We start from the raw sequence: 14,223 nt of genomic DNA on the forward strand, positions 1-14,223 counted from the left end.
CCCGCATCGCCGACGCAATCACCGCCCACCTGACACCGGCCAGCCAACACAAAATCCCGGCAACACCCTAAACCCACCTGAAACACTGAACGCCACACACCAAACAAGGACGGGCATGCCGAACCAGGGACACGACATCACCGTCGAAGAGCTGAACAACCTAATCCGAGAAACGGGCAGCACACTGCACTGTCGCACCACTGCCGACCTATCCCCGCCGGAAAGAGCCGAGTTAGCCAGGCTAATCCGCGAAACCCACGGCGCCGACGACGAAACCGATAGCGAAACGAACGCCCGAATCGAGCGTTTCATCGACCGCCACCTACGCGCCGGTAACCTCGTCTTCGACCGACACATCCCCGAAGACGAACTCACCGCAAATTATGCGACGCTCCACAAAACGACAAAAGCCATGCTCCACGCCATCGACGAACACGCCACCAAAATCGACATGACCAGAGGCCGCCGGAACGACCCAGACAAACGACAGATATTCGCCGCCGTTCCGATACCCGACAAAGGCATACTCCGGCGCACACACCACCGCAAACACATCGTCGCACTAGCGAAAAAAGCTGGATTCACCCAGATTCACACCTGCTGACCACAAACCCGAACTCACTGAACCTGTCAGACCCTCGAACTACCATCAAAATCGCGACGAGCACCAGGTCGCCACACTGACCCGACCGAAGCGAAAGCCAAGGTCCTGACCTGCAAGAACCCTTGCAGATCGGTCACATGTGGCGACCTGATTTTCATTCACAACCACAAACTAGAGCTACCGCGACACCAAAGCGGACGCGGCCTCCGTCGCTCCCGCACAATCACCACCCAGCCAAGCAAGTCGAGGCACTCACCTCGAGTGCTCGTCGACGGACGAAGCCCCAATCCGAGCAGAAGGGCCTGGAACACCCAAAAGCCGGGGTCCAGGCCCGTAACCTGCGACTACATCAACTACAAACGCTGTTGGCGAGCCAGCCAGAGTTTCCTGCCCAAGCACGCAACAAATACCAACAACGCACAAATAACCAATGGCACAGCATACATAAAACCTGCACTGACCAGCGCTAATGCGCCGTGGCCGACCCAGTCAGGCCCAAGAAACGTCAGCGTTTCAAAAAAGGACTGAACAACGGGCTGAATCCACGGCCAAATGCAGGAAAGCAGCAGGTCAATCGCTTGAAGCGTATGCTTGCCGCCAGGAACTACCCTTGCCCACTCTTTTTTGGACCACCAACGAGTCCAACCCATTCGGGCAGGCACATTCTGATTAATATCTTCTCTATAATCTTCTGACATACTTTCTCCTTATCGTATTGATCCAATGGAATTGGCTGTTGACCGAAAAAGCGCACATCTGTGGCTCACTCTCCATTCAATCTGGGTTTAAACCGGCCACGCTTTTCGTGACTGGGAACTCACCATAACAGCATCAAGGCGATTTCGGTACCCTTACTACGCTGACACCTAACCGCCTGACTACTGCTTTGGCATAACCGATACTCTACTGCATGAACAGCATTCTCGGGCCGCTGCCGAAATACGAAGTAATATTAAAGTTATTTACTTTGAAAGGGAAAGAATTCATTCGATAAGTAATTAAGAATGTTTATCTAGAGATGAGTGCGTCAGTGTGGCGAGAACTGCATCCACCAGGCAATGATTCGAACGTATGAGCGAGTAATGTGGGGGGAGATCGCGGAAGCTGGAGGAGGGAATCACATGGCCGCACCGTCCCCACCAGCGGAAACCTCACTCAGCAAGGCTGAGAAGCTCGAACAGCTCCGCCGAAAGATGGCGTCGATACCGGCCCGATCCGACGGAACCGAACCGGCCACACCTTCGGTGATGCTGCACCCCGTCGGCGAGCGAGAGCCGACACCCATCGTGGCCACCGCGCAGTCGACGCTTCGAATGCTCCCGGTGCCATCCCCGATGGCAGACCTACTTCCACGCGGAGGCCTTACCCGCGGGACGGTCGTCAGCGTCGACGGCGCCGCATCCGTCCTCATCGGACTACTCGCCACTGTCACCGCAGGTGGGGGACATGCCGCTGTAATAGGAATGCCAAAACTCGGACTACTTGCCGCCGCCGAGCAAGGCGCCGACCTCGCGAAAATCGGCCTCGTGCCCAAACCGGAAGCATCCGCGGTCGAAGTCGCAGCAATCCTGCTCGAAGGCCATGTCTTCGTTGTACTCGAACTATCCGGAGAATCGGTCAGCCCCTCACGCGCCCGCGCCGTGATCGCCCGGGCACGCTCGAAAGGTGCCGTATTAGCCGTAACCAACGGGCACTGGGACGGCCCGGACCTGCGCATCGAATCTCGCGTAGTCGGATACTCCGGGCTGGGGCAAGGACACGGACGTGTAACCGCGGTGCAGCTCGAAGTCGCGGCCGCCGGGAAAGGATTTCAACGGAGAACAGGGCGCATGGAGATCAGCGGCGACGCCGGATCAGTCACCTGGCGAACCATCCCCGACATCCGTACCAGCATCACCGGATCCCTGCGAGCAGCACAGTGATCAACACCGACCACTGGTCCGAGCGCTGGCCAGACCACCCCGTGATCAGGACTTACGACCCCCCAAGACCCGTCAGGTTCGATATGGGACGGGTTCTACCACTCGGACGCGGGGGAGCCGGCCGCGCCGATCGCGTGAGTATGCGCGTGAAAACCTCCGCACTATACGTATCCGGATACATACCAGCGGTTCAAAATTTCTGGATACTCCTCCACGACGGCCAATGGCTAGCTGGAATAACCGCTTACATCACCGACGCAGCCGGGAAAAATAGCGTGGAAATCGACATTCTCGTCACCGCAGATGCAATTACCGAAGTGCCGGTCACTTAGATCCTCTTTGCGCACTACGTCCGTCGTTTAGCTTCCGAACAAACGCTCTTTTCATAGGTAAGGGTTGTCGGTATCGGCGAAATTTAGCTGCCAAATAAATTGTGTGGGGGACGAACTTTCTAATTATCCGAAGAAGGCTTTGGTTTGGGTTGAATGCCAGTCACAGATTTGAACCCTTCAGCTGTCGCGCACTTCTTCTGTAGATGCTTTACGAAGGCGCGGGTGTATCTGTATGACCCCGTTGGTTCGTCGTACTCGCACCAGTCAGGGTTCGTGTGCTCGGGGTTCTTTGCACCGTTTAATGGCCTCGCCTGGAGGTTCTTCCATGCAGCAGTGAAATGGGTTTGGTTGAAGGCATATGGAACTCCATCTTGCACTTCGGCTGCCGCAGCCTTGGGCATGAGCCGCCCCAACCCAGAAACAGGTTGCTTTCGATCACGGACTATAACCTGTCCCTTGCGTCCCATCTCTTCAACCGCAGCGCGCTCTTCACTGGTCATATCGTTGTAGTGAGTGAATTGGACTGCGACAGCATCAGGGTCTTTTGGGGCAAGCTCAACCGTGGCACGAAGTCGGAATTCGTAACGAGGATCTTTCACAACAGCATCGTCGAGTCCTGCCTCGTAATTGGTTAGGAAGCCTTGAAGGTCTTTTGGAAGGGTCTTCCGGAGGCGCCGTAGTGCCTGCTCACCTTGGGGGCTAAAGGTTCCTACGAACAGTGGGATGCGTAAGCGAAGGGCAAGTGATTGTTCATCGCCGAACTGGCTGGTCATCTCATCTTCGAAGTTGAGTAGCAATGCATGGGCCTGGCCGGAAAGGTTCAGCATTAAGGCTTCGTCAGCATGTGCGTGACGGTGTTCGAGCCTGTTACGTAGACGGATGAACAGGGAGAGATTGGCACGTATGGGATCATTTTCGTCCGGCCACCGTTCGCGAAGACTGCGTTCCAACTCCCAGCACTTGGCTTCGCCGTCGATTTTCAGTAGTCGACTCTTGTATCGTTTATCCCAATAGCGGAAATCCTTTCCGTCACGGATAAACCCTGCGTGCAGCAGGTAGAGCCACGCGAGATGCATGTGTATGACGAAAGCTTCGAATGATCGCGACTCGGCGGCGTCGTTGTACATCCGAACCGCGAGGCACGCTTCTGCTGCGCTCGCGTCGAGAGTGGATTGCCAGCGGGGTGGGCGTGCCATGTTAATGATACTAACTCTGCTGACGTGGCGGCTGTGTAAGGGGCCACTTAAACTGATAAAACCGTTCTGTCTTTCGGAGAAAGCGCTGGCTCCTAGTGGAGTTTATCGGTGTTCGCTGGACGGCTGGCGCTGCATTTCGATTTAGACCGATGGAACCTCTAAGCCCAGCACTGGTCCATTTGGAGAAAAATCTTCGTACCCGAGATGAGTTCGTAGATGTTTAGCGACGGCATATCCTAGCAGTGGGGGTACGGCATTTCCGATTTGTCGATATCGGGCAGATTGAGATCCCTGCCATGGCATCAGAGGAGGGAAGGTTTGAATAGCAGCGGCTTCTTGTACGGTGATGCGCCGTAGTCTGGCCGGAACCTTCGAAACTGGAGAGCCGCCTTCCCATAATTTGGCATGATATTTCTCAACCCAAGGAATATCTTGGCCATCCAGTTGATGCTGATCGATGATGGGGGTCCTATTTCCTCCCATCGACGCCGGAAGGGTGGGAGCAGGTGCATCGAGATTCATCGGTCGCCCTTGACCGTTGAAAAGCATTCCAGCCCAAGGTGACTTCCTCAGTACTGGTTGTTTGGCAGGGGTAACGCGTGCTGTACATAGATCATCGTTGCCTTCGTCGCCCCAGCTTGGAAGGTTCGACAATGCCGACCGCACGCTCCGGACCGGGCCGTCCGATACTTCGGGCCGCGACATTGCCGGCCCGCCCAATACTCCTACGAAGAACATTCGCTCCCGCGCCTGAGGAACTCCGTAGTGAGAAGCATTCAGTACATGAAGACTCGTCGCATAGCCCATTTTTTCTGCAGCGACCGTGATCTCGTCGACGATGCCTGACCAACGTCGGTTCATCGCGAGCGCCTTTACGTTTTCCATGACGAATGCGCGAGGCTGAACTCGCTTCACAACGCCAAGAAAGTCGAAGACGTGCCGTGATCGCGGGTCGTTGGGGTCCATGCGTCCAGCCACAGAAAACCCCTGGCATGGTGGACCGCCAACCACCAAATCAGCAGATCCCTTACCGGGAAGATTTTCTATCGTGCGGATATCACCTGTCGTGACTCGGTGTTCGTGCTCCTTGAGTTGAGGGAGTCCGCCCGCCGCAGCTTCCATAGCCCGCCTGTAGGTCTCAGTTGCGTGTCCGTCGATGTCATTGGAAAAGACGGGAGCGAACCCGGCCAGCGCGAGGCCGAGGTCGAGGCCACCCGCGCCTGAATACAACGAAACGAAGGTGGGACTTGGCATCTGATCTACCTCCAGCATGTAGCGGGCTCATGAGAATATTGCATGAACTGCCAGTAATTAGAACATCTGTGACGCCGAAACGCCCAAAGGTCAGCTAGGCGCGTCGCCCGAGTCAGTAGGTTCACAGGGTGGAATTCGATCAAAAGCTGGGTCAGCTGATTGCAGCGTGGCGTTCTGGGGCAGGTCTCTCTCAGGAGGCGCTTGGTGAGGTCATTGGTCTGGACCAGGCCTCGGTCTCCCGGATGGAATCAGGCAATCGCCAGGTTTCAGTCGAACTGCTCTTGAAGATCCTCAATGCGTTGGGGTCTGACCTGGCGAGGAAATCTCAAGAGATTTCGGAGATGTTTCCCCAAAGCCAGAGTTCCTCGTTGTGGACAGGTCCCTGAGTCCAAGGCATGAGCGGACACCCAAGTTCTCGACCTAGCCGATATTTCTACAGGTCTCAGAAGTCGAAGCCGAGGATCTTCCCTCTTGCCCGAAGCGTCTGAAGCATCAATTATGATCCAGTATTCAACTACTAGTTCAGGGGTTAAGCCGTTCCAAGAAGCGGCCATAAATCACGACAGTTCAATCCTGGAGAGCCATCGCCGTGTCGCAGTGGCATCTCGACAAAAGTAAAGAGATGACTGATTTGGACAGCAAAGAAGCCTTCAACATCGGCCGCGACAAGTTGCAGCAGGCATGGGACGAAGCACAGCAGATAGCGTCCGGCCTTTCGGGGCCGTTGGCCAGCGCCGTCGCCACCGTGATGTCAGCGAAGTCGCAGAGTTCCCAACGCTATGCACTGGTCACGCAACTGTTGCTCAAGGAGGTCTTGGACGTTCCTGACTCACGTGGTTTGGTGGGCTTTGGGGACGACAAATTCAGTGCCCGAAATTTTGCCCGAAACACGACACGCAGGGTTCCTCCGATTTCTCGCCGTTTGGGCGATTCCGACGATCCCTATGTTTCCAACCCTCTACGTAGACAGCGGTTGGAAGACTCGTTACTCGACGGACGTGGTGGCGAGACGTGGCGCGCATTGTTCTCTGTTCTCGAGGCAGTTGATCAGGATCCGGCGCTGACGCATGACACCCTCGTTCACTCTCTGACATGCATCAAAGATTGGCCTGAGACAGACGCAGTCAAGAAGGTCACACCTTCCGCGCCATCAGTGGTATCCAATCTCGCTTCGCTCGAGGACGGCGCAAATCTGCCCAGTGATCTGCTGCAAGATCTGATTGAAGTTCTTGAAAGCGACCAGCCTCAGGTGATCTTGGCCGGGCCACCGGGAACATCGAAGACACACACCGCTCAGGCGCTGGCGGCCTACTTGACGGATAACAATCCCAGTCTGACTACGACTGTTCAATTTCACGCCACCTATGGATACGAAGACTTCGTGGAGGGCCTCAGACCCGAAATTGGCAAAAGCGGGCTATTGACCTTCACAGTTTCACCAGGGGTGCTACGTCAGGTCGCGGATGAGTGCATCACAGGTCAGCCGCGGGTTCTGATCTTGGACGAGATCAATCGCGCCAACCTGCCACGAGTATTGGGCGAGTTGCTGTTCGCGATCGAAAGACGAGGCGAACCCATTGATCTCCTGTATACCAAGGACTTTCGTCTCCCGGAGGAAATCGCTTTCATCGGGACTATGAACACCGCAGATCGCAGCATCCGCAGCATCGACGCGGCCGTTCGGCGCAGATTTCAAATCTTCGAGCTGCCGCCTTCGCCGTACGTCCTCGGCCAGTTCTACACATCTCACACAAACGAGGTGCCTGAACTGATCGACGGATTCATCCAACTGAACGCAGAACTCGAAGCGCTCTTGGACCGTCATCACACCGTCGGGCACACATTCTTAATGGACGAACGCGGAATGACATCCGGCAGGCTCAACCAGATATGGCTTCGCCAGATCTATCCACTGCTTGAGGAGTATCTGTTCGATATGCCTGATGAGCTTGCCGCGATAACGGCGGACCGGTTTTGGCCGTCGGTGAGAACATGAGCTGCCGATGACACAGGACCTGTACATCACAGAGTCCCTCACGGCCTATCTATCCTTGACCTCCGAGCAAGCTCGACGCCTCCAAGAGCTAGGCCGCAAACTCACCAGCCAAAGCCAACGTCAGATCGACCAAGACGACGCGGCATCGACTCGGACTGCGATCGAATGCGTCACCTCCGACGGCTCAACCTGGAAAGTGCGGGTAGCGAACGCGATCGGGGTGATCGGATTACCAGAGGCAAGGCTCGTCGTACAGCCGAAGATCCCTTTTGCCCATCTTGCCTACCTGCTTCGCGCCGGCGTGCCGACACCTCGACTGGCACAAGGCCCGATCAAGCAGGCTTCGAGTGAAAATTTTTGGGAGCTACTCGCGTCGTGGTTCCTCGGTTCACTCGAAGCGCTCTTGAACAGCGGTCTGAGCAGTACCTATGTCCCAGCATGCGACGACCTGGCTCATGTTCGCGGACGGATAGACCCGATGACGTCCGCGATGAGCTTTGCCCGCGGGCGCCTGTCGATGACGTGTGAGTATGAAGAGTTCAGTGTCGACACCCCGTTGAACCGAGTGCTTCGAGCTGCGGCGCGACTCGTGGCACGAAGTCGGGTGCTGCCCGCCAAGTTGCGCAGCCGGGCACGTCGAGCACTGATTCATCTTGACGGGGTAAGCGAGCTGCGTAGAGATGACCTCCGCATCACGCTAAATCGTGACACCTCCCGGTACGGGTCGGCGATCGCAAATGCTCACATGATCATCAAAGGCCACGGCATGGCGCTTGAAAGTGGAACACTCGCCGGCTCAACATTTCTCCTACCGACTCCCGACGCTATCGAGGACGCGATGCGCCAAAGAGTCCGTCACGTGCTCGCCGCCGAGACGACCGTCGTCAAAGGACGTAGGTCATTGGCGGGGACCTCATTGACCATCAACCCGGACCTGGTCATGAAAGACATAGCAATCGGAGACGTGAAGTACAAAATTTGGGACGGTACATGGAAGCGTCCAGATCTCTACCAGCTGACTGCCTTCGCGACCGGCTACCGCATCACCCAGGCTCTCCATATCGGATTCACCCGATCGAATAGAACCACGGATGATTTGACCGTAGGCAGCGTGAGCATTCGTTCGGTGCTCTGGCTGGCCAGCCCTGAGATAACGCCCGAACATGCCGATGAAATCTTCCAGAATGAAACGCGAACGTGGTGGAACAGCGTGATGGAATTTGCAGAACTTGAGGCTCGGAGCCAAGATTCGTAATTGCGCCTAGGAAACCGCCGCACTGTCCGCGATGGCCTCTGCAATGGGGAAATTGCACCATCGTCATGATGAATTCGTGGGTGCGACCATTCCTGCATAGATCGCGGTCGAGGAGGACCGTCGCAAACGTGGATACCACGGTGCTGGAGGCAGGCGTAGGTATTTAGGTACGACGTCGCCATTTCGTTTGGTTCTGGAGCATCAGAAATTGTCGAGAATTGATCGTTATTCGGCATCTGGTCGGCCGCGGGGATTGTGCAGGTCGAGTTTGTCGATAACCCGTGTCGAGAATCAATGTCGAATTGTTGTGGTTGCCAGGATTTCTCGACGGTATTGAGCACGATGGAAACTCGGTCGCTGGGACTGTCGATTGCATATCCGTTGGCAAGCCGGCGCGCAGCGGTGGCGCGGCAGCTATGGGCAGACAAGATTGCCTCAAGCGGACATCCTCCATCGGAGTTTCGGGTGGCCGTGGTGCTTTTGATCGAGCCTCACCACAGTGCAGGTTGCACGGGGGATCCATCGGATATGTTTCGGCTCTTACGTTTCCGTGACCGAGGGCGCACTCCTTGTGCACGTTCGATCACGTCCTGGGGGATGCCCATCTGTCGGGCTAGCTCGATGTCCGTGCGTGGGGTGATGTGAGCGGAAGCCGCAAGAGCAATTCTGAGGAGCAAGTGTTGACGGGCGCGGACACGTCCCGCATCGGAATCGCGGTCATTCCATTCGCTGAGCCATTTTGGTGAGCCTGCTTTGGGTGCGAATTCCGGTCGGCTGGCTACACGTTCGAGGAGGACGTCGAGAGAATCGAGCACCAATTCTCCTGCATCCTCGATGAGGTGGTCGTCGATACCGTCCACTCGCATTTACCCAGCGTAGACAACAACATCGGATTCGTCAGGACTTGTAGCTCGGTGTTTTGACCAGGCGCGCACGTATTGGAGTGCTCGCAACGATCTGCTGCACCATCAGAAGTGCTGGCTGGGAGCACTGTCGACCAGATGCCATGACATTCGACCGGCCACCGGTCACGTATGGCAGTATGACGATTCCTCGTGAGATGAGCGATTCCCTCCCGAGTGAAGGATGCCCCCAATCTGGTTCAGGTCGGGGGCATCACCCTATCGGGCAACAGTCTCGCAACTTACGGCGTGTCACGCCGCGGAATGGTCAGTGTCGATGAATCCACTATCCAGCGATTGCTTAGATGCTTCGACCGCAATCGAACGTATTCGGCCCGCGAATCGACCCAAATCAGCGCGATCGGGTGACCACGCGAAATCGTCGACCGAAACTCATCCCGAAACTAAATCAACCGAAACTGTCGAATAGACCGTTTTCGGTCGGTCCGATAGCATCACTCTCAACACAGAACGACGAACATGCCGCCAGTGACCTCCGACAAAGGGTCGGTGGCATCGAAACCGCAGAAACGCGTACAGCCGCAAAACGACGACCGGGGGACCAGACCATGGCGAGGCGAGACGCGATTCCGCGCAAACCCACGCGAATCCTGACCGCTGGTGAGATCGAACGGGAAATAGCAGGCATCCGCGTCGGCCTCGAAATGGGGGGCGTCCCCTTTACCGCGAAGGCGGAAGCAGCAGCGCGAGCAGTCCTGAACGGCGAAATCACCGGAGACGAAGCAATCGCCTGCGGACTCGCGGAACTGAACGCCCGCACCGCTCAGTGAACAACGACTACCACTATCCGGGCACGACGGTCCTGCGAAATCGGCTCGGATACACCGACCCTCACACGCTCGCGCAGGCCGAAGCCCTCATTGCCGCAACACGAATGGCGGAGCTGGCCGCGAATCCGATCGATGGACACTTCGACTTCGCACACCTGCAAGCCATCCACCGCCACTTACTCGGTGACCTGTACGAATGGGCCGGTGAAATCCGCACTATCGACACCGCGCCAGGCGATCTCGGCATCCTCCACGACCCACCCGCCGCCATCTCCGCCGAACTCGATCGAGTATTCACCGACATCAACAGCGGCGTCTACCTCAACCACCACAGCCACGAAGCTTTCGTCAACGACCTCGCCGGACACTGGGGAGACCTGACCAGCGTCCACCCGTTCGTCGACGGAAACTCCCGTACCCAAAGGGTTTTCTTCGACCAACTCGCCCGCGATGTCGGGTGGTCCATCGAGTGGCGCGAACTCAGCGTCGCCGCCGTCCAGGCCGCCCGCAACTTCGCCTACATCGATGGCGGAACCATCCTCGCCGACGTCCTACGACCCGCGATCAAACCCGTCACCGAAGTACCCGCAGACTCCATCGCCACCGCACCCCGCGAAACCACCATGACCTTCCCGCAGCACTGGCAGGCCATGATCGAGCACTACGACACCATGCCCGACCGGACCTACACGTGGGAAAGTCAGATCAAACATGAAGCACCACAACCAAACCCGACGCCGATCGAGATCCGGCCAACTCCCAAGCCAGCCGCTCCGGAGCGAGAACTAGCCGACCTCGACACCACCAAGTTCCACACCCACTGGAACCCCGAAATCGACCACCGGCTCATCAACAGCCGCACCATCCCACAACACAGCAGCAGACCAGAAGGACCGAGACTGTGAGCATCATCGGATACGCCCGCGTCTCCACCCTCGAACAAAACCCCGAACTGCAGCAGCACGCACTCCACCAAGCCGGCGCGATCCGCATCTTCACCGACTACGAATCCGGCTCCAAAGCGCAGCGCCCCCAGCTCACTGAATGCCTGAACTACCTACGCGATCATGACGGCGATGTCCTCGTCGTCTGGAAACTCGACAGGCTCGGACGATCCGTCCGCCACGTCATCGACACCGTCCACACCCTCGGTGAACGCGGCATCGCATTCCGTTCCCTCACAGAAGGATTCGACACCACCACCGCAGGCGGCGAGTTCCTATTCCACATCATGGCAGCCCTCGCCCAAATGGAACGCCGCATGATCGTCGAACGCACCCATGCCGGCCTCGAAGCCGCCCGCCGACAAGGCCGACACGGCGGCCGGCCGACCGTCATGACCCCCGAACGCACCGAACTTGCTCGTGCACTACGCGAACAAGGGAAAAGCCTCGACGTCATCGCCTCGACACTTCGAGTCGGTAGATCCTCCGTCAGTCGCGCCCTCACGGCCGAGACTGGGTGCACAGAATGAAACGCCGCTAGCGCGCGGGCGCAGCGACGATCCTCACACGAACCGAACAATAACCAAACCTGTGCGAGGAGCGCCGCACCTGCACCCGTGGGGGCGGCCAGTGGGAGTGCCGCACATGCACTCTGCCCGCGGAAGGTTGACGCCTGCCCTGAGGCCGGCCACCTCCGGTGTCCCCCGAAATGAGCTCCGCTGCGCTCCGCTCTGCGAAAAGCATTCATTTGTTTTCACTTCTGGCCTTCCGACTCTAATCGACGGTGACCTCCGCACAACCCCTGGCGGCGCGAGCGCCGGCCGATGGCTCCGAGAAATTTTCTCAAAGAGACTCGCTGCGCTCGAAGAGAAATTTTCCCGGCCCAGAAGTTGCACTCCGGTCCCCTCATGCCGATTCGATTCTCCTTTGCCAGAAGGCGAAAAAAATTGGCGGGGCACCCGGCCCGGCCGCTCTTACCGCAAGGGGAACGATATGCAGAATATCCGTTTGACCAGCGCCACCGACGTATTGGCTGCTATCCCGGCATTGCTCGGATTCGTTCCGGCCGATTCCGTTGTCATGGTTGCGTTGACCGAACCGGACGGAGAACCGGCCACGCTCGCTTTCGTTGCGCGCACCGACGCTGTCGGCGGCGCACCGATCGACCGATACAGCGAGGCCATCACACGCGCCAACGTCGCGGCAGTGATCTGGATTGTCGTCGGTGTCGACCACGTCGCAGCCGCCGGACTCGATCACATCGAGGAAGCACAGCGAGAACTCGACAGCTTGGGAGTTCGCAGCGTCCGGATTCTCGTTGCACAATCACTCGAGGCCGGTGCTGGATGGTTCGACATGAGCGGCCAGGAGAACGGACTCACCGAAGACCCGGCCCTGTCAGACACGAGCCTTGCACGAACGATCAACGGCCACAAAATGTCGAGCAGTCGCGCAGAAATCGAAGCCCGCTACATCGAAGATCAGGCCGCCGACATGGATGCCGCCCACGCCGCAGCGCGAGAGGAGGGCGACGAGTTCGCACAAACGACAATCGCCGAGTTCGCCGCTGTAGTACGCAACTTCGAGGCCCCGAACCTCGACCTTGCTGCCCGCGTCGGCCTATGCGCAGCGATGGACGCGAGCCATAGGGACGCGCTTACCGGAGTCGTCATGATCAGCGCCGCCGCCGCCATGGACGCCTTCACCACCACCGCCGCATACCTACGCGGAAACTACCGGGCGCAGATCCTCACTCTCGCAGGGTTGGCCGCATACGTCAGCGGAGATGGAACAGTCGCAGGAATCGCATTCGATGCGGCCCACAACATCGAGGTAGACCCGAGCAAAACGACCCTGCTACAGCTCTTGGAAAAGTCCCTCACCGCCGGAATACGGCCCGAAGCAATCGCCGAACTCGTCACCATCGGTGTAGAGGTAGCGCGATCACTGGGAGTCGACTTCGACACCGAATAGGAACGCATAAGGAGCGGCCCCGACTCAACTCGAGAGAGTCGGGGCCGCTCCCGTATGCGGTGGTGGTTGCTCGAGCATCGAGCCCTTACAACCACTGCGCCGAAGTGCCGAGACAAACAACCATCACACGCGTCGCACGTCGATCAGTTGAACAGACCCCTCGTGACATCGGGGTCAGGAAAGACGATGTCCATTCCCGTCGACGGTGCCGATTCGACGGGGAATCCTTCGACTACTGCGACGAGATCCGCATCGGTGATCACGCGCGTGTGCTTCGTCGCCTGATACGCGGCGGCCTCGATCGTCGACCGCTTACGTGGAGCGTTGTTCTCGCTCATCTCTATGCCTTTCGCTCGATCAAAAGAGTGTTGGAGTGTCGGTCCGGAGCAATGCTGCTTGTACCGCGTCCGCGTCCCAGCCGTTGCGTAGCGCTTCGCGCAAAGCCTGCGATCGAGCTGCACGCGCTGCTCGATCAGGTCCGTACCAATGCCAGCTCTGGCCCCTACCGCCGCCGCGGCCTTTGGCACTCATCCCCGCGAGATTCTGCGATTGCGTGCCCGCGACGACGTGCGGTCGGCCGGCGACGCTTGTAGTGGCCCGAACACAGATCGGGTTGTCACACACCTCGTGAATCGCAAACTCTGAATCAGCCAGCGGCCGCCCGAGTTCAAGCATCAGTGCATACCGGTGTGGCCGAACTACCCGTTGCCTACCGTCGCGCATCAACCAAAACCTGCCGTATCCGTCATCGGAAATACTGCCAGTCCAAAAATGACAATCTCGCTCGCCGGGGCCGCGCACAATGAACCGCTCGAAACGTTCACGTTCCGGATCGCCAAACGCCGGAACCGTTAGGAGGTCCGCCATCAGAGCACGCCCCTAGCGGTTGTGATGGCGGACGAGGTAGCCGCAGTTTCCCCCAACCGGGGACGGCGATTTCCCTCATATGGATGCCCGAGATTTCTGTTCCCGCTCCGCTCGATCTCAGGCAACACACAATCGGTCGCTGACACCCAACTGGGGAAAAACACGTAGGCCGACACAGGTTCGCTT

15 protein-coding genes are annotated in these 14,223 nt (G+C 57.9%); 9 read left to right on the top strand and 6 right to left on the bottom strand.

From position 1 onward, the window contains the following. On the top strand, positions 1 to 604 hold a 604-nt coding region (locus ATN37_RS02015; protein ID WP_218694657.1), incomplete at its 5' end, for a hypothetical protein. 353 nt (positions 605 to 957) lie between these two features. Here the strand turns inward: ATN37_RS02015 and ATN37_RS02020 are convergent. After that, positions 958 to 1,302, bottom strand: coding sequence for a hypothetical protein (locus tag ATN37_RS02020; RefSeq protein WP_218694658.1), 345 nt, complete (start codon positions 1,300 to 1,302; stop codon positions 958 to 960). Between the two features lie 423 nt (positions 1,303 to 1,725). Between ATN37_RS02020 and ATN37_RS02025 the strand changes: the two genes are divergently transcribed. Continuing rightward, complete coding sequence (locus ATN37_RS02025; RefSeq protein WP_218694660.1) at positions 1,726 to 2,526, top strand: hypothetical protein; 801 nt, start codon at positions 1,726 to 1,728, stop codon at positions 2,524 to 2,526. A gap of 451 nt (positions 2,527 to 2,977) precedes the next feature. Here ATN37_RS02025 and ATN37_RS02030 read toward each other — a convergent pair whose 3' ends face one another. Further along, a complete protein-coding gene (locus ATN37_RS02030; protein WP_218694662.1) occupies positions 2,978 to 4,054 on the bottom strand; it encodes a DUF3644 domain-containing protein in 1,077 nt (358 codons plus the stop codon). Between the two features lie 141 nt (positions 4,055 to 4,195). After that, a complete protein-coding gene (locus ATN37_RS02035; protein ID WP_218694664.1) occupies positions 4,196 to 5,308 on the bottom strand; it encodes a DNA cytosine methyltransferase in 1,113 nt (370 codons plus the stop codon). Positions 5,309 to 5,436: 128 nt separating this feature from the next. On the opposite strand from ATN37_RS02035, the gene ATN37_RS02040 reads away from it, so the two are divergent. From ATN37_RS02040 to ATN37_RS02050, 3 genes are all read left to right on the top strand, one after another. Then, positions 5,437 to 5,694: a helix-turn-helix domain-containing protein gene (locus ATN37_RS02040; protein WP_218694666.1), complete on the top strand. Its 258-nt coding sequence runs from the start codon at positions 5,437 to 5,439 to the stop codon at positions 5,692 to 5,694. Positions 5,695 to 5,930: 236 nt separating this feature from the next. Continuing rightward, positions 5,931 to 7,304, top strand: coding sequence for an McrB family protein (locus ATN37_RS02045; RefSeq protein WP_218694668.1), 1,374 nt, complete (start codon positions 5,931 to 5,933; stop codon positions 7,302 to 7,304). Between the two features lie 7 nt (positions 7,305 to 7,311). Then, positions 7,312 to 8,559: an McrC family protein gene (locus ATN37_RS02050; RefSeq protein ID WP_218694670.1), complete on the top strand. Its 1,248-nt coding sequence runs from the start codon at positions 7,312 to 7,314 to the stop codon at positions 8,557 to 8,559. 491 nt (positions 8,560 to 9,050) lie between these two features. On the opposite strand, the gene ATN37_RS02055 is transcribed toward ATN37_RS02050, so the two are convergent. Next, a complete protein-coding gene (locus tag ATN37_RS02055) occupies positions 9,051 to 9,425 on the bottom strand; it encodes a hypothetical protein (RefSeq protein WP_218694672.1) in 375 nt (124 codons plus the stop codon). Between the two features lie 605 nt (positions 9,426 to 10,030). On the opposite strand from ATN37_RS02055, the gene ATN37_RS02060 reads away from it, so the two are divergent. From ATN37_RS02060 to ATN37_RS02075, 4 genes are all read left to right on the top strand, one after another. Beyond that, a complete protein-coding gene (locus ATN37_RS02060; RefSeq protein WP_218694674.1) occupies positions 10,031 to 10,252 on the top strand; it encodes a hypothetical protein in 222 nt (73 codons plus the stop codon). Further along, positions 10,249 to 11,157: a Fic family protein gene (locus ATN37_RS02065; RefSeq protein ID WP_218694676.1), complete on the top strand. Its 909-nt coding sequence runs from the start codon at positions 10,249 to 10,251 to the stop codon at positions 11,155 to 11,157. The genes ATN37_RS02060 and ATN37_RS02065 overlap by 4 nt, the downstream gene beginning before the upstream one ends. Next, on the top strand, positions 11,154 to 11,726 hold the full coding sequence (locus ATN37_RS02070; protein ID WP_218694678.1) for a recombinase family protein: 573 nt from the start codon (positions 11,154 to 11,156) through the stop codon (positions 11,724 to 11,726). The genes ATN37_RS02065 and ATN37_RS02070 overlap by 4 nt, the downstream gene beginning before the upstream one ends. A 463-nt stretch (positions 11,727 to 12,189) precedes the next feature. Beyond that, positions 12,190 to 13,170, top strand: a complete 981-nt coding sequence (locus ATN37_RS02075; protein WP_218694679.1) for a DUF4192 domain-containing protein — start codon at positions 12,190 to 12,192, stop codon at positions 13,168 to 13,170. A gap of 143 nt (positions 13,171 to 13,313) precedes the next feature. On the opposite strand, the gene ATN37_RS02080 is transcribed toward ATN37_RS02075, so the two are convergent. Continuing rightward, positions 13,314 to 13,508: a hypothetical protein gene (locus ATN37_RS02080; protein ID WP_218694680.1), complete on the bottom strand. Its 195-nt coding sequence runs from the start codon at positions 13,506 to 13,508 to the stop codon at positions 13,314 to 13,316. Positions 13,509 to 13,527: 19 nt separating this feature from the next. Beyond that, entirely contained in the window at positions 13,528 to 13,701 is a 174-nt protein-coding gene (locus tag ATN37_RS32325; RefSeq protein WP_256933104.1) for a hypothetical protein, read from the bottom strand. Between the last annotated feature and the right edge of the window lie 522 nt (positions 13,702 to 14,223).

Source organism: Rhodococcus sp. MH15, assembly GCF_019266045.1.
GTDB lineage: Bacteria > Actinomycetota > Actinomycetes > Mycobacteriales > Mycobacteriaceae > Rhodococcus_F > Rhodococcus_F qingshengii.